The organism is Candidatus Tisiphia endosymbiont of Parasteatoda lunata (assembly GCF_964030955.1).
Taxonomy (GTDB): Bacteria; Pseudomonadota; Alphaproteobacteria; order Rickettsiales; family Rickettsiaceae; genus Tisiphia.
Genome location: NZ_OZ035003.1, coordinates 455,183 through 476,509, shown reverse-complemented (window position 1 = coordinate 476,509; position 21,327 = coordinate 455,183). Strand labels below are relative to the sequence as shown.

Sequence of the window (21,327 nt, the reverse complement as noted above, 5' to 3'; positions counted from 1 at the left end):
TCAAATGTTCTTTCTTACGTCAAACTCAGGTTATATATAGGCTTTAAATCAGCCGCTAATTCTTTTCGGTCTTTATATGATACATATTTTAAACTATTTCTAATCTGATGTACAATACATAATTGATGTTCGGTTTTCGGAAAAACTGCTTCTATTGCCTCAGACATACCGGTTAAATTATCACTGCAAGCAATAAGCATGTCTTGCATACCTCTGTTCTTCATCTCAGTAAAATTACCAAGCCAAAATTTCGCTCCTTCATTTTCACTGATCCACAATCCTAAAATATCCTTCCTTCCAGATAAATCAATACCTAATGCTACATATACAGACTTATTGATAATTCGTTTATCTTGACGTACTTTTACTACTAAACAGTCAAAAAATACTATAGCATATACTCGATCCAATGGTCGGCTTTGCCATATCTTGACATCCTCAATTACATCATCAGTAATTTGACTTATCAAACTTTCGCTAACGTCAGCTCCATACAATTCTTGCATTTGAATCTTAATATCAGATAAGCTCATTCCTTTAGCGTATAATGATATTATTTTATCATCAAATCCTTCAATACGTCTTTGACGCTTCGGAATTAATGCAGGTTCAAATGTACTACTTCTATCCCTTGGAACCTCAATCTCTACAACTCCATTATTTGTTACTAGATTCTTTACATTCCTACCATTACGAACATTATCACTATCAGTATGACAATATTTATCATATCCTAAATGATTATTCATCTCTGACTGCAATGCCTTCTCTACAAGCCGTTTGGTTAATTGTTTTAATAAACCATCCTCTTTAAGTAATGTTGATATATCTGTATCATTATTTATTAATAAATCTATCGCTTGATTCATTGCTTCATTTTGTTTTTGGTGCATTATAATTTCTCCTTTTGTTATATTATATTTTTATATAACCTTTGAAAAATTTACACACTTATTTGTACAGAGCCTGATGATCAGCTACAAGATGTTCATCTGCATCATGTTCAGCCTCAAGAAGTTGCTCATAAGCTACTATTGGCACAGCCTCTTCTTTAAATAATTCTTCTAATCCAAGATTATCTTCATCGAATATATCATGTACAGCTATACTCCTTTTCTGCCTTTTAGTTTTATGAAGTTTCGGTGGATTATAATATTCATGTAGCTCTAAGTTGTTTTCGTTTACCCCTTGTTTATTGTCCACATTGTATATTACAACTTGCTCAACTACTGCGTGCATTGTTGAAGATTGTTCTTGAGTTATTGGTAGGGGAAATGTTACTACTGCTACTTCAGTACTATTTTGAGAGGATGCAACATCTTGATCAGATGTTTCATTTTGAGTTCTATCTATTTCTAGAGCTTGAGATTGTAATATAGGAAGAGTTGAAGAATATCTTCTATATAATCTTGGCGGTTTAGATTCTTCGTCATCTAGTTTACTATCTAAGGATTCATCACTAGAATCAAGATTTGAGGTATCTGATGATCTTCTTGAATAATATTGTGGATCGAATGGTGCTAATGGGCGGAGTGTTAGGGAACGTGCGATGAAGTGCCACTTTGGCAAAATATGCTAAAAAATGTTGCAATTTACAAAGTGCCGAATATAATTCGGTGATAGAATAGCACTAAAAAGCAAATAAATTATTTTTATAATAGAACGCATTTATAAGCTTGCAAAATTATTGCTAGTCCGTCCGCCAAAAATATTTAGTCTCCCCGTCAAAAGTGCTAAAAATTAAGAAAAATTCAAAATTTAATACCTTAGCCAAAAATTCTTGTATAAAATTTGAGAGTTTAATTTTTTTGATTTAAATTTTTGGTACAAAAAGATGATTTTTAGAGAATTTTTGCATGATGATTTATTAACGATTTTGTAATTATTTGATTATTTTTTTACTGACTAATTTCTATGTAGAAAAATTTGTTTTGAGTAAATGATTCGCAATACACCGTAAGTTCAATCCTACAGCGGAAATTAACGGATTAATGACATCTCCTATTACCCCTTTCAGGTAGTTTCTGCCAACTCTACCATAACTTTTAAGATGCCCTATTATCGGTTCTATGGCACTCCGTCTCTTGAGCATTGCCTTATCATCTGACGATAGTTTCTTCTTGCAATATGGGCTACTTTGCCCTTCTCCTTAAAATTATTCCCCTTGTAACCTGAGTCAACAAAGGTTCTTGCTACTTCAACTCCTGTTAATTCTTTTACAATCTCTACAGTCTCCGATAATGTATGCCCATCATATGGATTGCCATGAAAATATTTTGTCCCTAATACAAAGTTACCCCGACCACTTACTGCTATCGAAACCTTATTACCAAACTCGTATGGCTTGTTTAATTTCCCTTTACCAATGCACTCTACCTCCGGTGCATGAAAACTATATAATATTTTATTCTCTTCTTTATATTGTTCTTTTTCTGCTTTACTCAATATAGATTGTACTTGTATCTTTTTTATCTTATTCAGTATTTCTTGTTGTCTTGCCGATAAACTTAACTTTGCTTTAGCTATTTCTCGCTGACATATCCTAACTAAACGACCCAGTAATACTTTTAAATGCCTCATTATTTTCTTACGCTTCTTGGCTTTACTATTATCCTTATATTTCCATAATTTTAATATATCTCTTTTATATTGCTTGGCATATGTTTCATTTAACTTGATGCCTAAGGCATGACATAGCTTTACTAGCTCTATTCTTGCCTTATCCATCAAGTACACATCATGGGGATACTTAATATTCTTAATTTGTACAGTAGTATCAACTATTATCGATGCTAAGTCTTTTTTTTTACTACACCTGCTTTGCATCCGATTCTTATCAGCTCCTTTAATATCTCATTGTAGCCATCTTCTCCTAATATAGTACGAAACCGACGGATACTATCTTCTGATATTTCAGCATCTTTCTGCAAATATTCCCAACCACAAAAATACTGCCAATATACGTTCTCTCTTAACTCTTCCTCAGTCGCTGCATCTGACAGGTTATACATCGCTTGCAGCATAGTCACCCCAAGTAACAGGCGGTGACATCTGCGATTCCTACCAAATTTCTTAATATCAACATTTGCTGACAACCATTCCTCTAAACTAGACCAATTTATTGTCCCACTTTGGGAGAAAAACCCCGCACTTGCAGTGCGTCGTTTCAACATAAATTTTAAATATCTTATCAAGAAAAGATAAGAATGAATCATACAGATATTTTTTAACAAAATCTTACACTTCACAGATATATTCTTTTTGTGTTGTGACACTTTCTAAATGAGCCATACACAAATAGTTTCTAACTTTTAAGTTAGTACATACATGAGGCATTCATGCCGTAATATTAAGCTCTGCACTTGCAGTGCAGAGTGGTTAACTAATGATCTTAATTTATATAATTTATTATTGTGGTTTAATTCTTCGGTCAGTTTGTAACCAAAAAGTTGTCCTTGTCTTTGCAACTTTGTTATATTTTCTATCGGCATTAATCAGATAATCCTTAAGTTTTTTGCCAATATTATAGCTTTTTCTTATGGATTCTCTATATATTTTTATCTGCTAAGCATATTATATATTATCCTTCTAGACTTTTGACGGGGAGACTATTTAAAGCCCCCCATAATCTATGATTGAATAAAATTTTTACAAAAAAAATTCTAATATTTGCACTAAAATTAAAAATTGTTTTCAATTTTATTGAAAAATTTCTGTTTTAGTAAAATTTTTACATGAGCTTATTGTTAACGATTTTTTTTAATCGTTTAGCAAGTTTTTTAATGATAATTTTTTTATGTAGAGTTAGGCATGATGTGTAAATGATTGGCAATACATCGTAAATTCAAACCTATAGCAGAGATTATTGGATTGATCACATCTCCTATCACACCCTTCAAGAAGTTTCTGCCCATCCTGCCATATTGTTTCAAATGCCCTATTATTGGTTCTATAGCACTGCGTCTCCTGATCATACACTTGTCTTCTTTCAATAACTTTTTCCGAGTTTTTGGGGTATATACCTTACTCTTCTCTTTAACATTGCTGCCAGTATAACCAAGATCAACAAACGATTTTTTTATCTTTATTCCAGTTACATTTTCTACCGCTTCAAAACTCTGCTGCAATGTATGACCATCATAAGGATTATTATGAAACGATTTTGCTGACAGTACAAAATTTCTACGACCACTGACTACTACCGCAACTTTATTGCCAAACTCATATGGCTTGTTTCGTTTTCCCTTCCCTATACACTCTACCTCAGGGGCATGAAAACTATACAATATTTTATTCTGTTCTTTGTATTGCTTTTTCTCTTCTCTTTTTAAAACAGATTGGCTATGTATTTGTTTTACTTTTTTCAATACTTCTTGATCTCTGATAGATAAGTTTAATTTCTGATTTTTTATCTCACGCTCACATATTCTAACCAAACGACCAAGTAACGTTTTTAAATGCTTCATTATTTTCCAACGCTTCTTGGCTTTGCTATGCTCTTTATACTTCCAGAGCTTTATTATATCTCGCTTATAGGTTCTAGCGTAGGTTTCGTTTAAACTTATACCCAAACTTTGGCAAAGCTTCACAATACTAAGCCTAGCTTTATCCATTAAATAAACATCATGTGGGTGCTTGATATTCTTAATTTGTACCGTTGTATCAGCAATTATCAATTCCAAATCTTTTTTTTTAATTGTGTTAGTTCTTATTCCAACTCTTATCAACTCTGCTAATATCTCGTTATATCCAGATTCACCTAATAAATTACGAAATCTTCTTATGCTAGTTTCCGACATCGCTATATCTGTTTCTATATATTCCCACCCACAGAAATATTGCCAATACATGTTTTCTTTTAGTTCTTCCTCTGCTAATGAATCTGAAAAATTATACATTGCTTGTAGCATCGTTACACCAAGCATCACTCTATGACATTTTCTATTTCTACCAAATCTCTTAATAGAAACATTTTTTGATAACCATTCTTCTAGACCAGACCAATTTATTGTCCCACTTTGGGAGAAAAACCCCGCACTTGCAGTGCGTCGTTTCAACATAAATTTTAAATATCTTATCAAGAAAAGATAAGAATGAATCATACAGATATTTTTTAACAAAATCTTACACTTCACAGATATATTCTTTTTGTGTTGTGACACTTTCTAAATGAGCCATACACAAATAGTTTCTAACTTTTAAGTTAGTACATACATGAGGCATTCATGCCGTAATATTAAGCTCTGCACTTGCAGTGCAGAGTGGTTAACTACCTATCAGTTAATTTATTTATTAAAGATTAATTAATGTTAATGCAATTGTCATAGAGAGGGAAAGTAAAAACTGTATTTATAATTTTATTTTTAAAGAGAGATTTACTAATATGTGATAAAAATCACGATTACAGATTAAGTATATTGTTATAAAGCATGACTTTAAATATAAGAGAGTTGCCAAGAAAGAGGTAAAGTAAGGAAAGAATATTAAGTGAAAATGTGATTTATCGACTTCGAATTATTGATCTTTAATTTTAATTCATCAAGGTTGAATGTTATGTTGACAATCGCTCCCCCCTCGTACTTGTTTGCTAACTCTAGTGTTGCACAATGATCTTGTGCTATTTTTTTGATAATGGCTAGTCCTAAACCAGTTCCTTTAGATCTAGTTGTTATATAGGGTTCTGTAGCCCTATCAATTAAATTTGCTTGAAATCCTACTCCATTGTCATTTACTGTAATAGTGATCTGATGGTTAGACTTGGTTATAGAAACAGCAATAACACCTTGTTGAAATCTAGTAAGCCCTATAGATTCTTCGGCATTTTTTAATAAATTAACCATAATCTGATTAATTTGAGTTGTATCACAGATAAAATCTATGTGTTGATCAGTTGTGATGAATTTATATAATATTTTATCATTAATTAATTTTCGTGATTCAACCATATTCTTTATAAGAATTACTAGATCGCAATCCATAAATATTGGGGCTGGTAGTCTTGCAAAATTAACGAATTCAGAGACAATTTTCTTAATATCGTCAGTATGACGTACAATCATCTGTATGTATTTGTTGAACTCTGTCTTATCTTCAACTTGATTACTAAATTTCCTAAGTAATCTTTCGGAGGCAAGATGAATAGGTGTCAAAGGATTCTTAATCTCGTGAGCTACTTTTCTTGCTACGTCAGACCAAGCAAGTGCACGCTGAGCTATAACTAGATCTCTTTGTTGATGGTCAATTTGTTTAATCATCCTATTAAAAGCTGAGGATAAAACGCTTATTTCATCTTTATTAACAAGGTCTTCTGGTACTTGAATAGTTAAGTCACCATTTTTAACCTTTTCAGTAGCAATCACTAATTTCCGAATAGGCTTTACTATCTTTGTAGCAAAAATCATCCCCCAGCTTATTGCAGCTAATAGCAGTAATAAAGCAATAAAAATAAATACTATAGAAAATTTGATCTGCATACTGGATATATGTTTTTTAAGACGATAATATTCTTCAGCTGCACCGTTAGTTTTATTAATATGATCAATAATTTTAGCATCAATCAATCTACCTACCAACAAATATATATCATTATGATCTTTAAGTTTTGTAAGCATTCGAATCTTTTTAGGATCAGATTTTATCTCAACAATTTCTCCTAGCTCAGCTCTTTTCATTAAATGAGCTGGAATAGTAGCAAATGAAATTGCGAAACTTAAGAATGTATTAGCAATAACAGTATTAGTAGGTCTATGAAAAACTATAGCTTCATCAAGAGAACGCATCTCAACTTCAGTATTTAATGCTTCATTAAATGAAAGGGGATTATGTATTAGATTATAATACATCTCAGTTAAATCATCAGCGACAGATAATGCTGTTTCTCGTAACTGCAGTTTATGTTCGTCTATATAAGATTCGGCGACTATTATCGACTGATCAAGCACAGCAGAAATCTTTTTATCGAACCAAGATTGAATGCCAAAATTAAAAAAATATGCTGAAAAGACTGAAACAATAATGGTTGGGATTGTAGCAATTAAGCTAAAGGCAATAATGATACGATTTTGTAATTTCGAAGACGTCTCCCTTTCACCTTTATCAATAAAATCTCGTAAAAATTTACGAGCTAATAAAATGCCTAAAAGTAAGAATACAGCAAGATCTACTAATATAAGCCCTATAACTCTACTTGGGTCTGGACCAAGAGATTTCGACTCAATTGAAATCACATAATAAGTCGAGCAAGCCAATATAATGGCTACAATTATTAGAACAAATATTAATTTACCGCTACTACAATATTTTTTAAGATCTCGATAAAAGTAATTCAACATTTTTTGTCCCACTTTGGGAGAAAAACCCCGCACTTGCAGTGCGTCGTTTCAACATAAATTTTAAATATCTTATCAAGAAAAGATAAGATAAGATATTTTTTAACAAAATCTTACACTTCACAGATATATTCTTTTTGTGTTGTGACACTTTCTAAATGAGCCATACACAAATAGTTTCTAACTTTTAAGTTAGTACATACATGAGGCATTCATGCCGTAATATTAAGCTCTGCACTTGCAGTGCAGAGTGGTTAACTATTCAAAATCATTTGAGTATGCTAGTTACAATTAATTTTTAAGCTATTATTATATCTAGTTTAAACCTAAGCAAATTCAAGTAACACCTGCCCACTAACCACCTGATCTTTCTCATTAACTAAGATTTTAGCAATTTTCCCATTACGTTCAGCAACAAGTATATTTTCCATTTTCATAGCAGTTAAAACCATAATCTCTTGACCAATAACTACCTTACAACCTTCTTGAACCTTAATTGCAATAATTTGTCCTGCAAGCGGGGCATGCAGCTCTGTTTGCTCTTCTTGGATATTTTTTGTAATCATCAACGCTTCTAGTTCAGACATCCGTGGAGAACGGACATAGGCTTTAACAGTAATACCTGAATGTGATAACATATAACCTGTTAAGATATTGCCAATTTTTACATTGGCTTTTCTACCATTTACAATACAGGAAAAAAGTCTACTACCTAAGTTCCAGTTACTACGGATATAAATTCTATCATTTTCTTGTCTTATATTATAACCATAATCTACTGATTTAATTAAAACTGGAAATAGTTTATCATCAATTGATACAACCCATCTAGTACCGATTTTATTAGTTTGATCGACTATTTGACCAGAAATTAACGAAGCACGTTTTTGCTCCGCAATATAAACAAAAATGGCTGTAGCTAGGAATATTTTAGTGATTTCAGAAGTTAAGCTTGCTCCAGAAAAACCATCTGGATATTCTTCTTCTATAAATGCAGTATTTATATCACCTGCTATAAAACGAGGATGTGATATTACTGCTTCTAAGAAACTAATATTATGAGAAATACCTTGTATTATGTAAGCACTTAAAGCAGAACGCATAACCTCAATAGCTTGTTCTCTAGTCTCTCCGTAAGTACAAAGCTTTGCAATCATTGAATCATAAAACATACTGACTTCCCCTCCAAGTCCGAAACCAGTATCCACACGAATGTTAGCATTCTTTGGCGGTTCTGAATATTCAGTAATTCTACCGCTAGACGACAGAAATCCACGCATGGGGTTTTCTGCACAAATTCTAGATTCAAACGCATGCCCTTTTAATTTTATATCTTCTTGAGAAAATGATAATTTTTCACCAGCAGCAATTTTTATCATCTCTTCTACTATGTCAATACCAGTGATCAGTTCAGTTACTGGATGCTCAACTTGTAACCTAGTATTCATCTCAAGGAAATAAAAATTCTTATCTAAATCAACTATAAATTCAACTGTCCCGGCTGAGTAATAACCTACCTTGCTAGATAAAGCTATGGTCTCTTTATACATTTTTTGCCGTATTTCCTCAGTAATAAAGGAGCTTGGGGCTTCTTCAATCACTTTTTGATGATAACGTTGAATTGAACATTCTCGCTCACCAAGACAAACACTGTTACCATACTGATCAGCTAATAATTGTATTTCAATATGCCTAGGGGACTGAATCAATTTTTCAATGAATAATCTACCATCGCTAAAATTATTTACTGCCTCAAGCTTAGCTGATTCAAAGGCATTAGCCATTTCTTCAGAGTTTTTTACTACTCTCATTCCACGACCACCACCGCCAGCTGTTGCCTTAACTATAACAGGGAAACCTATTTTTTCTGCAATTTCTATGGCCTGATTTATGTTGCTGATAGTACCAATATAGCCAGGGACAGTGCTGACTCCTGCTTCCATAGCGATTTTTTTTGCTTCAATTTTATCACCCATTTTCTTAATAGCAGAAGCATTGGGACCTATTAAGGCAACTCCTTCCCTTTTTAAGATATTTGCAAAATTTGAATTTTCTGATAAAAATCCATATCCTGGATGTACTGCTGAAGCACCACTTGCTCTAATAGCATTTACAATATTTTTAATTGACAAATAGCTCTCAGTGGCAGGAGAATTGCCGATGTAATAAGCTTCATCAGCATATTGTACATGCATTGAATGTGTATCTGCTTCAGAATATACGGCAACTGATTTAATACTCATCTTCTTTAGGGTTTGCATTATTCTCAAAGCTATTTCACCACGATTGGCGATTAAAATTTTATCAAATAATGGTTTAGTCATAAAATCTCGTGCTTAAGTATACTAAAGTGGTAAGTTATCATGCTTCTTCCATGGTAATTGTATTTTTTTGTTTTGAAGAAAGTTTAGTGCTTTACATATACGCCATCTAGTATTTTGAGGCTTTATAATATCGTCTAAGTATCCTCTAGATGCTGCAGTGAAAGGAGAAGTAACAGTATCTTTATACTCTTGGATTTTTCGTTTTTTTGATTCTGTATCTTTGCATTCTTCTTTAAATATTATTTCAGCAGCTCCTTCAGCTCCAAGTACTGCAATTTCTGAGTTGAACCACGCGTAATGCACATCACCACGAAGATGTTTTGAGTTCATAACTATATAAGCTCCACCATAAGCTTTCCTAGTAATTATAGTAATTTTTGGTACAGTTGCTTCAGCGTACGCATATAACAATTTTGCTCCATGTTTAATAATTCCGTTATGCTCTTGATCAGTGCCAGGTAAAAAACCTGGTACATCAACTAAAGTTACTATTGGGATATTAAACGCATCACAAAAACGAACAAACCTTGCTGCCTTTCTTGATGCGTTAATATCCAAACAGCCAGCTAAATGTAATGGTTGATTCGCAACAAATCCTATAGGTCTTCCTTCCATATAACCAAAGCCGATTATAATGTTTCTAGCAAAATCTGGTTGCAGCTCAAAAAATTCTCCTTCATCAACAATACGCTCAATTAATTCTTTCATGTCATAAGCTTTGTTCGGAATGCTTGGGACTAAGGTGTTTAGGGACATATCAACCCGATCAGCTGGGTCTTCGGTACGACGATGTGGTAGGGGACTACGATTTGATAGAGGTAAAAAATTAAAAAACCTTCTAGTTTCTAGAAGTAGCTCTATATCATTTTTAAAAGCAAGGTCAGCAACACCACTCTTTGTAGTATGCATTTTTGCTCCGCCAAGTTGTTCTTGGCTTACTTCTTCACCTGTAACAGTTTTAACTACGTCTGGTCCTGTTACAAACATATAAGAAGTATTTTTAACCATGAATATGAAATCTGTTAAGGCGGGAGAATAAACAGCACCACCAGCACAAGGTCCCATAATTAAGGTGATTTGTGGAATAATACCGGAAGCAATTACATTGCGTTGGAATAATTCACCATAACCAGCGAGAGCATCGACTCCCTCTTGGATTCTTGCTCCTCCCGAATCATTTATCCCAATAACTGGGGCTCCTACCGCCAGAGCAGAATCGAGTAGGGAACATATTTTTTTAGCATGATACTCACCAAGGGATCCACCGAATACCGTAAAATCTTGGCTATACACAAAAACCAATCTACCATTTATGGTGCCATGTCCAGTTATTATACCGTCCCCAAGAAATTTTTTGTCGTTCATGCCAAAATTACTGCATCTATGTTCAACAAACATTCCTGTTTCTTCAAAACTCTCAGGATCTAGCAATACTTCTATTCTTTCTCTTGCAGTAAGCTTACCTTTTTTATGTTGTAAGGCGATTCTCTCTCCTCCCCCACCTTGACGGGCATTATTACGTTTTTCATCAAGTGATTCAGGAGAGTTTACAATATGTTGATTCATTATGGCTATACTAGTTCATTATAAAATCATAACCTGTAGTATAATAATAAAATGTCGAAAAGATAGTAGAAATTTATTTGAATAGTTATAGAATGCAGTGAAAAACTTAAACAAGTTTATAGGAAGGGTTTTATAACAAAGGAAAAGCAGCAGAAATTGCAAAATAGTGGGAGTAAATTTAGTGAGAGTAAATTTCAAAAACTGTCTAGTGCTTTAAAACAGAATATAGCAAGAAGAAAAAATAGCCAAAAAGTTCATATTGAGGATAAAAACAAAAGTGAAAATAATTAAGATCGCACCTTCGTTACTGTCAGCAGATTTTGCTAATTTGCAAAAAGAAATCAGTTCTTTGGAAGAAGCTGGCACTGATATGATCCATATAGACGTTATGGATGGACATTTTGTACCTAACTTAACATTTGGACCTCCTATAATAAAAGCTTTAAGACCTCACACTACATTACCATTTGACGTACATTTAATGATTAATAACCCAGAATATTCGATTAAAGAGTATGCCAGTAGCGGAGCGGATATTATCACTATCCATCCTGAAACCACTATCCATCTTGACAGAACTTTAAGTACTATTCAAAATTTAGGGTTAAAAGCTGGGGTGGCATTACTTCCCTCTACAAGCCCAAATTCTATAGATTATATTATTGATAAAGTAGATATAATTCTAGCAATGACCGTAAACCCCGGTTTTTCTAGCCAAAAGTTTATAGAGAATCAGCTAGAGAAAGTCAAAATTATTTCGGAAAAAATTAAAAATTCTAGCAAAAATATATTGCTTTCTGTAGATGGAGGAATAAATGATGTTACCGGTAAGAACTGTATAAAAGCTGGAGCTGATATTTTAGTATCAGGTAATTTTATTTTCCAATCAAAAGATTATCAAAAACAAATAGACTTACTAAGACATTAAATATTGATGGAGAGTATTGCCATGTTCCTTAAGCCATAATCTAGCCAACTTATAGTCAGGATAAAGTCTTGCTACTAAATTCCAAAAACGAGGACTGTGATTCATTTCAATTATATGACATATTTCATGGGTCACTAAGTATTTTAATATTTTTTTTGGAGCAAAAATAAGACGCCAATTACAAGCAAGTACAGCCTTACTAGAGCAGCTTCCCCATTTGCCCTTATTATTCATAATTTTAATTTTAGTAAAGTTTATATTATGTTCTTTTGCTAGAATAGTAGCCAGTTTTGTGGTTTCTAGTAACAACATATCTTTTAAAAACCTTACTAAAGTACTTTTGTGTTGTGAGGGTAAAGAATATATCTGAATAACATCATCCGTGATTTGTACTTTTTTATAATCTGCATCAATATTTAATAACGAATATACTTCGTCAAAGACTGTTATTGTGTTATAATCAAAGGGGGGCTTGTTTAAGAATTTTTGCAGTTTTTGCCTAACCCAAGATTCTTTTTCTAACAAAAATTTATATCCTGTATTAAAATTTTTATTAGGTAAAACTAATTCAGCTCCTTTGTGGTTTATTCTAATGCTAATTCGTTTAGCTTTAGTACTATATCTTACTGGAATGTTAATATCAGACCCTAGTTTATCTAAAGTAATCTGCTGATGTTTCATGTTTGAAATCTAATATTATTTTATAGCCAATGATAGTATCATATGATACTATCATTTTATGAGTAAAAAACCACCTTTTCAAGTAAGTAATAAAATACTTACATTACTACAAGATATTGCATATGAGCTTGGTATTCTATCCGGAGCTAATCTTTCTTTGCCTGCAGTAAAACTTAGAAAAAGTAACCAAATAAAGACTATCCATTCTTCTTTAGCAATTGAAGGCAATAGTTTAAGTTTAGACCAAATAACCGATATAATTGATGGAAAACCGGTGCTAGGTCCTAAAAATGATATTATTGAAGTTAACAATGCCATTAAATTATACAATAATTTACATAAATTAAATCCATTATCAATAGATTGTTTATTAGAGGCACATAGATTATTGATGCAAGAGTTAATAGTTGATAATGGCTATTTTCGAGCCAGCGGAGTTGGCATATTTAAAGGCAATCAAATAGCTCATATAGCTCCTAAAGCTAATCGTGTTCCATTATTAATTGATAAATTATTTCAGTTCATAAAAGAAAATAAGGATATTCCGTGGCTAATTAAAGCTTGCGTATTTCATTATGAGCTAGAATTTATCCATCCTTTCTCAGATGGTAATGGACGAATGGGTAGGTTATGGCAACAATTATTATTAATGAAAGCAAATCCAATTTTTAAATATATTTCGGTAGAGGTACTAATAAAAAACGAACAAAGTGAGTACTATGACGTTTTAGCTGAGTGTGATAAAGTAGGGGAGTCTACCTTATTCATTGAATTTATGGCAACACAGATACTAAGAGCTCTGCAACTATATGTTAATAATGTAGTATCGCAAGTCAAAACTCCTAAGTCTAGGTTAGAATTTGCTAAAATAAAATTACCAAATAGTTGGTTTTCAAGGAAAGATTATATTCTGTTACATAAGGATATTTCTTCTGCGTCGGCCAGTCGTGATCTAATCTTTGGGGTTAAGGAAGGTATCCTAACTCATAAAGGTATAAAAAATCAAACTTGTTATAAATTTCAATAATAGACTCTTCCGTTAAATTAAGTTATAAAAGAAATCTAGAAAGAATGAGTGGATATATTAATGGAAAATTATGATCTTGCGATTATTGGTGGTGGACCAGGTGGTTACGTGGCTGCAATTAGGGCCGCACAACTAAATAAAAAAGTTGTGTTGATTGAGAAGGAGCATTTAGGGGGAGTTTGCTTAAATTGGGGTTGTATACCAACAAAAGCATTGCTTAAATCAGCTGAATTATTTCAAAAAATTAAACATGCTAAAGATTATGGTATTATAGTAGGTGAAGCAAGTTTTGACCTAAAAAAAATAGTACAGCGTTCTAGAGATATATCGACGCAGTTAACATCTGGTATTAAATCTCTGCTAAAAAAAAATAAGGTTACGATAATTGATGGCACGGCTAGCCTAGGAACAGGCAAGGTAGTAGAGATCAATAATAATGGTCAAAAAATTTTGATTAAAGCAAAGGACATAATAATTGCAACAGGTGCAAGGTCTAGAATCTTAGATGGATTTGAGCCGGATGGCAAGCAAGTTATTACCTCCAAAGAGGCTATGGTTCTTGATAAATTACCAAAATCTATGATTATCGTTGGATCAGGAGCGATTGGTATAGAATTTGCTTCATTTTATAATGCTTTAGGAACAAATGTCACTGTAATTGAAGTGCAAAATAGGATATTACAGGCTGAAGATGAAGAAATTTCTTTAATGGCACGAAAAACTTTTGAAAAAAAGGGTATAAAAATTCATACTAATAGCAAATTGTTAAATCATAGCCAAACACAAGATCATATCACGATTGAAGTTGAGATAGAAGGCAAGAATCACAAGATACAAGCTGAAACTTTGCTGATGGCAGTTGGTGTAGTTGGCAATACGGAAAATCTTAATCTAGAAAAAACTAATATCAAAATAGATAGAGGTCATATTATTACCAATCAGTTTATGCAAACTGATGAACAGGGAATTTATGCAATAGGCGATGTCACATCAGCACCATGGCTTGCCCACAAAGCAAGTCATGAAGGTATTATTGCTGTAGAAACTATTGCAGGGCTTAAAGCTCATCCTATAGAAAAACGTAATATTCCAGGCTGTACTTATTCCTCACCGCAGATTGCTAGTGTAGGACTTACTGAAGAACAAGCGAAAAAAGCTGGTTACCAAGTAAAAATTGGCAGATTCCCATCTATCGCTAATGGTAAAGCCTTGGTTGATGGTTGTACTGAAGGGATGATTAAAACGATTTTTGATGTAAAGACTGGTGAATTGTTAGGAGCCCATTTGATAGGCGAAGAGGTTACTGAACTAATTCAAGGTTATGTGATTGCTAGAACTATGGAAGGTACAGAGCTTGATTTAATCAATACTATTTTCCCTCATCCAACTTTATCTGAAATGATGGGTGAGTCAGTATTGCAGGCTTATGGTAGAGCTATTCATATATAATTAAAAAAATTCTTTTTGTTACTTAGTGGTAAGCATAAATTATGTTATAAATTGTCCTAGAATTAATATGAGGAAAAAAAATGAGTAAAATGAACCGTGAAGATTATGGAGTTTATCCACCAAGGAGGAGAATAAGCATTGTTATGCAGCATGGCGTGTCATTTGGTGCGGCACTTGCTATGGCTATTTCATTTAATATAAACCATTCTGTATTATGGGCAATCGTGCATGGCTTGTTTTCTTGGCTGTATGTGGTTTATTGTCCCACTTTGGGAGAAAAACCCCGCACTTGCAGTGCGTCGTTTCAACATAAATTTTAAATATCTTATCAAGAAAAGATAAGAATGAATCATACAGATATTTTTTAACAAAATCTTACACTTCACAGATATATTCTTTTTGTGTTGTGACACTTTCTAAATGAGCCATATACAAATAGTTTCTAACTTTTAAGTTAGTACATACATTAGGCATTCATGCCGTAATATTAAGCTCTGCACTTGCAGTGCAGAGTGGTTAACTATTGTTTGATTTAGTTTTAGCATAATAAAAACGGATCATATATATACTGCTCGTAAATGAAGAGTTGGTAGACGATAGTATAATTTCAAGAAGAGCTAGGCAGTAGCAAAGTCGAGCAGCGTAGCGTACATGAGTAACTAGGAAGCGGGGATATTTGGTCGCGGGAACGCCAATTCTTGAAGTTCTACCTGAGTATAAGACGCTAAGATTATAGAATTTTATGGATATAAAAACATAATGATGAACAATAAATTAGTACGTAACTATACTTCTGCTTTATTTGATAATGCATTGGCAAGTAGCTTGGAAGATAAAATATTACAGCAGATTACCATTATTAATCAATTTATCGAGGATAATCCGCAAATCAAGGCTGTTATATTTTCTCCGATAGTAAAGGATATTGACAAATGTAAAATAATTGAGTTAATTACAGAAACCTTTAATATCGAATCTATAGTTAAGCGGTTTTTGTTAATATTACTAAGGCATTCACGTATGCCTATTTTATCAAACATAATAGTATTATACCAACAACTACTTAATAACAGCAGAAATATTAAAATGGTAAAAGTAACTTCTTCTAAATCTTTGCAAACTAGAGAGAAAGAATGGTTAACAAAATATTTAGCAGATGAGTTTCAGCAGAAGGTTGTCATAAATTTCCACCGAAATCAGTCAATTATTGGTGGTATTGTGGTACAATATAATAGCATAGTTAGGGACTATTCTATTGTTGGAATGTTAGAAAAAATAACGAAAACCTTGAAAGCTACAAAGATAGGTTAAATAAATTTTATATGAGGAATAACTATGGGGTCTACCCAACAATTAAAGGCTGTCGAACTTGCTGAAATATTAAAAAAAGAAATTGCTAACATTGATCAGCTTAGCGATTTACGAGAAGTAGGGCAGGTTGTAACGGTTGGTGATGGTATAGCTAGGGTATATGGTATCGATAAGGTGGAAGCTGGCGAGGTAGTTGAGTTTGCGTCAGGAGTAAAAGGTCTAGCTCTTAATCTTGAAACAGACTCTGTAAGTATTGTATTAATTGGTAGTGATCGAGAAGTCAAACAAGGTGATGCGGTAAAAAGAACTGGAAAGATTTTACAAGTACCAGTTGGTAAGTCGTTGCTTGGTAGGGTCGTTGATGGTATGGCAAATCCTATTGATGGTAAAGGTGAGATTATAACTGATACATATAGGAATATAGAGGAAAAAGCTCCTGGGATAATTGTTAGAAAAAGTGTTACAGAGCCGGTGCAAACGGGCATTAAAATAATTGATGCCCTAATTCCTATTGGTAGAGGTCAGAGGGAGTTAATTATTGGTGACAGGCAAATAGGTAAAACCGCTATTGTTATCGATACTATTATTAACCAAAAACAAGCTCATCTTGACGGTGATGAAAAAAATAAAATTTATTGTATTTATGTAGCTATTGGTCAAAAAAGATCGACTATTGCACAGGTAGTAAAAAGATTAGAAGACTCAGGAGCAATGGAATATACCACAGTTGTGGCAGCTACTGCCTCTGATCCTGTTGCGTTACAATATGTTGCTCCTTACACTGGTTGTAGTATTGGTGAGTATTTTCGTGATAATGGTATGCATGCACTAGTTATTTACGATGATTTAAGTAAACATGCTGTTGCTTATAGACAAATCTCACTATTACTTAGAAGACCGCCGGGACGTGAAGCTTATCCAGGAGATGTATTTTATCTACATTCTAGGTTACTTGAACGAGCAGCAAAAATGTCAGATGAATCTGGTGGTGGCTCTCTTACGGCTTTGCCAATTATTGAAACCCAAGCAGGTGATGTTTCCGCATATATTCCAACCAATATTATATCAATTACTGATGGACAGATTTTTTTAGAAAATGAGTTGTTCTATAAAGGTATCAGACCAGCGGTAAATATTGGTATATCCGTGAGTAGGGTAGGATCAGCAGCACAAGTAAAATCTATGAAGCAAGTGGCAGGAAGTGTGAAACTTGAGTTAGCACAATTTAGGGAATTAGCAGCTTTTTCTCAGTTTAGTTCAGACTTAGACGCTTCAACTAAACAACTTATTTCACATGGTACAAAGCTTAGCGAAATATTGAAGCAGGATCAATATAACCCTTTCCCTATTGAGGAACAGGTGGTTAGTCTTTATGCTGGGGTAAAGAATTATCTGGATAGTATTCCTGTTGAACGAATAAAAGAATTTGAGCGTAGAATGCTAGAAGAAATAAAGTTAAGTGAAAACGATATTTTAGTATCTATTAGAGAGCAAGGACGAGTTACTGAAGAAATGGAACAAAAGTTAAAAGTTTTCTTAGAAAATTTTGTGCAAAACTTTAATGCTTGTGCAGTAAGTTAAATCGACTTCAGGTTAAGATTAATTAGGTAGCTATGTCAGGTTTAAAACAGTTAAGATATCGTATTAAGAGCATTACAACAACGCAAAAAATTACTAAGGCTATGCAGATAGTTTCGGCTACTAAGTTTACAAAAGCCAAAAACCAAGTTAAGGACTCAGAGGATTATATTGGGATTCTGCAGGATATAATGTCTAGTGTGGCATCTAGCAATAATTTACAGGATATGCCTCTCGAACAGAGAAAATTTTTTTCGGAAGAATTATTATACCAAGGTGACGTGAATAGACCTCTTGCAGAAGTAGAATTATGCAATAGGTCTAATATAAATAAGTTACATTTACTAATAGTAGTCACTTCCGAACGAGGCTTATGCGGAGCTTTTAATTTTTTACTGTCCAAGCAGGTAAAATCTGATATTGCAAATTTGGAAAATGCTGGTAAACAAGTAAGGCTTATTATTATTGGCAAAAAGGGTTATGATGCATTTAAGGGGCAATATTCCCATTATATTGATAATTATTATGAGTTTCCAAAAGCTCATAATAATAATTTGTCATTTCAGGTCAAAGAAAAACTGATGGAGATGGTAGAGGATTCTAGAATTAGCAATTGTCAAATATATTTTAACAATTGTAAAAATGCTATGATACAGATTCCAACTAAAAAGCAAATATTGCCAATTGAAAAACAGCTATGTTCAAATGAGAAATATTTGAGCTATGAATATGAAGGTGAAGGGCTTATTTTGCATATGATTAATCTTTATATATCTGCTCAAATTAATTATGCTCTACTACAAAATAGAGCTAGCGAAGAAGGAGCTAGAATGACAGCAATGGATAATGCAATAAAAAATGCTAAGGAGCTTATTAATAAATTAACACTAAAACTTAATAGATCTAGACAAGATCTGATTACTAAGGATTTGATAGAGATTATTGCAGGGGCAGAAGCCGTATAAAAAATAAATTAAGGTAAAATATGACAAAAACTATTGGCAAGATTGTGCAGATTATTTCAGCTGTAGTTGATGTGCAGTTTAGTAGTGATGGTAAATTGCCAAAAATTCTCAATGCACTTGAGTGCAATAATAATGGAGAGAAAGTGATACTAGAAGTATTACAGCATATAGGAGACGATATTGCTAGATGTATATCTATGGGACCAACAGAAGGGTTAGTAAGAGGGCAAGAAGTAATAGATACAGGTGAGACTATTAAGATACCTGTCGGTATTGGCACACTCGGACGCATAATAAATGTGGTTGGTGTACCAATTGATGAAAGAGGTAAGATTGATTCAACTGACTTTGCTTCAATTTACAAACCAGCTCCAAGTTTTGTTGATCAATCAACTGAAAGAAACATTTTGGTTACAGGGATTAAGGTCATTGATCTTTTAGCTCCTTATTCAAAAGGAGGAAAAATTGGGTTATTTGGTGGTGCTGGGGTAGGAAAGACAGTGTTAATTATGGAACTTATTAATAATATAGCAAAAGCACATGGAGGATATACGGTTTTTGCAGGGGTTGGGGAAAGGACTAGAGAAGGTAACGACCTTTATCACGAAATGATTGATTCTAGGGTAATTGATTTAAAAAATCCCAAAAAATCTAAAGTAGCTCTTGTTTATGGGCAAATGAACGAACCGCCCGGTGCAAGAGCTAGAGTTGCTTTAAGTGGTCTTACTATAGCCGAAAGTTTCAGGGATTTAGATGGAGGACAGGATGTCTTGTTTTTTGTCGATAACATTTTTCGCTTTACTCAAGCTGGTTCTGAGGTATCAGCCCTTTTAGGCAGAATACCTTCAGCAGTTGGTTATCAACCAACACTGGCAACAGATATGGGAGAGCTACAAGAGCGTATTACTTCAACAAGGCTTGGATCAATTACTTCTGTGCAGGCTATTTATGTGCCAGCAGATGACCTAACTGATCCTGCTCCTGCTGCCTCTTTTACCCATTTGGATGCGACTACCGTACTTAGTCGACAAATTGCTGAGCTTGGTATTTACCCGGCAGTAGATCCACTTGATAGTAGTTCACAATTACTAAATCCGGCAATTGTTGGAGAGAAACATTATTCGGTTGCTCGTGAGGTGCAAAAAGTTTTGCAGACATATAAGTCTCTGCAAGATATAATTGCCATTCTAGGAATGGATGAGTTATCGGAAGCAGATAAATTAACCGTTACTAGGGCAAGGAAAATTCAACGCTTTTTATCTCAACCTTTCCATGTTGCTGAAGTGTTTACAGGTATAGCTGGAAAATTTGTCAGTTTAGCTGATACTATTGAAGGGTTTCATGGGTTGGTTTCTGGCAAATATGACTATTTACCAGAGGCTGCTTTTTATATGGTTGGTAGCATTGATGAAGTAGTAGAGAAAGGTGAAACACTTAAAGAAAAAGTGGCATAATGAATAAAACAATTAGAGTTAAAATTGTAACGCCAGTGAATGTTGTGTTTGACATGGAAGCTCGGATGATAACAATGCCGGGAGAATTAGGAGAATTTGAGGTTTTACCAGGTCACGAGTTATTGATTGCAAATTTAAAAGATGGATTGACAAAAATTACAGTAGATAATTCTGTATTTAAGTACTTTATCTACTCAGGGTTAGCTGAGGTCACGTGGACAAATGTAAATATAGTAACAGAGTTTGCTGTTGATACTAGTAGTTTGCAACTACATGACATAATTAGAAAAATAGACTCTTTAACAAAAGAAATAGACGAAGAAATTGATGATACAAAAATTGATATTATTAAATTGGATATTGCTAGATATGAATCTTTGCTAGCTCATATTTAAAGAATTAAACAATTCTTCAAAGCAGAAGAGTATATAACATCATAGTACACATTTTTCTATAATCGTCATAGCAAGGCTCTTTAGATGCCGTGGCGATCCAGGTAAACAGCGAAGCTGTTTTTTTTAGAGTAACGCTTCGCGTATCCTAGATTGCCGTGTCGCCGCTTTTTCGCGACTCCTCGCTAATAGACGATCAGCAGCCATTTTAATAGTGGTTATATAAAAGATGTAGATACTATAGATATAACATCCTTCTAGGCTATTTTCTTAGATACCAGCCGTCTACACGCCTGAGATGATATCAAAAGTGCATGGATGATA

Annotated in this window: 22 protein-coding genes; 9 read left to right on the top strand and 13 right to left on the bottom strand. The window is 33.5% G+C overall.

Going from position 1 to position 21,327, the window contains the following annotated elements; all coding sequences use genetic code 11:
* Positions 1-14 precede the first annotated feature (14 nt).
* From AAHN00_RS02835 to AAHN00_RS02785, 11 genes are all read right to left on the bottom strand, one after another.
* Positions 15-893 (bottom strand): IS256 family transposase, encoded by an 879-nt coding sequence (locus AAHN00_RS02835; protein ID WP_342272066.1) that lies wholly within the window; start codon positions 891-893, stop codon positions 15-17.
* Positions 894-951: 58 nt separating this feature from the next.
* Complete coding sequence (locus tag AAHN00_RS02830; protein ID WP_342272065.1) at positions 952-1,569, bottom strand: hypothetical protein; 618 nt, start codon at positions 1,567-1,569, stop codon at positions 952-954.
* A gap of 343 nt (positions 1,570-1,912) precedes the next feature.
* The gene (locus tag AAHN00_RS02825) at positions 1,913-2,092 is read right to left on the bottom strand and encodes a hypothetical protein (RefSeq protein ID WP_342272064.1); all 180 of its coding nucleotides are present in this window, start codon (positions 2,090-2,092) and stop codon (positions 1,913-1,915) included.
* A complete protein-coding gene (locus AAHN00_RS02820) occupies positions 2,068-2,826 on the bottom strand; it encodes a hypothetical protein (protein ID WP_342272063.1) in 759 nt (252 codons plus the stop codon). Before AAHN00_RS02820 ends, AAHN00_RS02825 begins: the two co-directional genes overlap by 25 nt.
* Entirely contained in the window at positions 2,793-3,275 is a 483-nt protein-coding gene (locus tag AAHN00_RS02815) for a transposase (protein ID WP_342272062.1), read from the bottom strand. Before AAHN00_RS02815 ends, AAHN00_RS02820 begins: the two co-directional genes overlap by 34 nt.
* A 36-nt stretch (positions 3,276-3,311) precedes the next feature.
* A complete protein-coding gene (locus tag AAHN00_RS02810; RefSeq protein ID WP_342272061.1) occupies positions 3,312-3,491 on the bottom strand; it encodes a hypothetical protein in 180 nt (59 codons plus the stop codon).
* Positions 3,492-3,794: 303 nt separating this feature from the next.
* Complete coding sequence (locus AAHN00_RS02805; protein ID WP_342272060.1) at positions 3,795-5,162, bottom strand: IS5 family transposase; 1,368 nt, start codon at positions 5,160-5,162, stop codon at positions 3,795-3,797.
* Positions 5,163-5,483: 321 nt separating this feature from the next.
* A complete protein-coding gene (locus AAHN00_RS02800; protein WP_342272726.1) occupies positions 5,484-7,331 on the bottom strand; it encodes a PAS domain-containing sensor histidine kinase in 1,848 nt (615 codons plus the stop codon).
* Positions 7,303-7,479, bottom strand: coding sequence for a hypothetical protein (locus AAHN00_RS02795; protein ID WP_342272059.1), 177 nt, complete (start codon positions 7,477-7,479; stop codon positions 7,303-7,305). The genes AAHN00_RS02800 and AAHN00_RS02795 overlap by 29 nt, the downstream gene beginning before the upstream one ends.
* 175 nt (positions 7,480-7,654) lie before the next feature.
* Complete coding sequence (locus AAHN00_RS02790; RefSeq protein ID WP_342272058.1) at positions 7,655-9,652, bottom strand: acetyl/propionyl/methylcrotonyl-CoA carboxylase subunit alpha; 1,998 nt, start codon at positions 9,650-9,652, stop codon at positions 7,655-7,657.
* A gap of 21 nt (positions 9,653-9,673) precedes the next feature.
* Positions 9,674-11,218, bottom strand: a complete 1,545-nt coding sequence (locus tag AAHN00_RS02785) for an acyl-CoA carboxylase subunit beta (protein ID WP_342272057.1) — start codon at positions 11,216-11,218, stop codon at positions 9,674-9,676.
* A gap of 156 nt (positions 11,219-11,374) precedes the next feature.
* On the opposite strand from AAHN00_RS02785, the gene AAHN00_RS02780 reads away from it, so the two are divergent.
* Positions 11,375-11,509 (top strand): hypothetical protein, encoded by a 135-nt coding sequence (locus tag AAHN00_RS02780; protein WP_341751776.1) that lies wholly within the window; start codon positions 11,375-11,377, stop codon positions 11,507-11,509.
* The gene (gene rpe, locus AAHN00_RS02775) at positions 11,496-12,146 is read left to right on the top strand and encodes a ribulose-phosphate 3-epimerase (protein WP_342272056.1); all 651 of its coding nucleotides are present in this window, start codon (positions 11,496-11,498) and stop codon (positions 12,144-12,146) included. Before AAHN00_RS02780 ends, rpe begins: the two co-directional genes overlap by 14 nt.
* On the opposite strand, the gene AAHN00_RS02770 is transcribed toward rpe, so the two are convergent.
* Complete coding sequence (locus AAHN00_RS02770; RefSeq protein ID WP_342272055.1) at positions 12,135-12,827, bottom strand: SprT family zinc-dependent metalloprotease; 693 nt, start codon at positions 12,825-12,827, stop codon at positions 12,135-12,137. The two genes, rpe and AAHN00_RS02770, sit on opposite strands and share 12 nt — an antisense overlap.
* 58 nt (positions 12,828-12,885) lie before the next feature.
* Here AAHN00_RS02770 and AAHN00_RS02765 point away from each other — a divergent pair, with 58 nt between their 5' ends.
* Positions 12,886-13,854, top strand: a complete 969-nt coding sequence (locus tag AAHN00_RS02765; protein WP_342272054.1) for a Fic family protein — start codon at positions 12,886-12,888, stop codon at positions 13,852-13,854.
* Between the two features lie 60 nt (positions 13,855-13,914).
* Entirely contained in the window at positions 13,915-15,303 is a 1,389-nt protein-coding gene (gene lpdA, locus AAHN00_RS02760; protein WP_342272053.1) for a dihydrolipoyl dehydrogenase, read from the top strand.
* A gap of 212 nt (positions 15,304-15,515) precedes the next feature.
* Here the strand turns inward: lpdA and AAHN00_RS02755 are convergent, their stop codons facing one another.
* Complete coding sequence (locus tag AAHN00_RS02755; RefSeq protein ID WP_342272052.1) at positions 15,516-15,716, bottom strand: hypothetical protein; 201 nt, start codon at positions 15,714-15,716, stop codon at positions 15,516-15,518.
* A 346-nt stretch (positions 15,717-16,062) separates the two neighbouring features.
* Here AAHN00_RS02755 and atpH point away from each other — a divergent pair, with 346 nt between their 5' ends.
* The 5 genes from atpH to atpC are packed head-to-tail and all read left to right on the top strand — an operon-like array spanning position 16,063 to position 21,006.
* Positions 16,063-16,614: an ATP synthase F1 subunit delta gene (gene atpH / locus AAHN00_RS02750; RefSeq protein WP_342272051.1), complete on the top strand. Its 552-nt coding sequence runs from the start codon at positions 16,063-16,065 to the stop codon at positions 16,612-16,614.
* 24 nt (positions 16,615-16,638) lie between these two features.
* Positions 16,639-18,195, top strand: coding sequence for a F0F1 ATP synthase subunit alpha (gene atpA / locus AAHN00_RS02745; protein ID WP_342272050.1), 1,557 nt, complete (start codon positions 16,639-16,641; stop codon positions 18,193-18,195).
* 32 nt (positions 18,196-18,227) lie between these two features.
* Positions 18,228-19,157 (top strand): ATP synthase F1 subunit gamma, encoded by a 930-nt coding sequence (atpG, locus tag AAHN00_RS02740; RefSeq protein ID WP_342272049.1) that lies wholly within the window; start codon positions 18,228-18,230, stop codon positions 19,155-19,157.
* Positions 19,158-19,177: 20 nt separating this feature from the next.
* Positions 19,178-20,611: a F0F1 ATP synthase subunit beta gene (gene atpD / locus AAHN00_RS02735; protein WP_342272048.1), complete on the top strand. Its 1,434-nt coding sequence runs from the start codon at positions 19,178-19,180 to the stop codon at positions 20,609-20,611.
* Positions 20,611-21,006: an ATP synthase F1 subunit epsilon gene (atpC, locus tag AAHN00_RS02730; protein ID WP_341751787.1), complete on the top strand. Its 396-nt coding sequence runs from the start codon at positions 20,611-20,613 to the stop codon at positions 21,004-21,006. Before atpD ends, atpC begins: the two co-directional genes overlap by 1 nt.
* Positions 21,007-21,327: the final 321 nt, after the last annotated feature.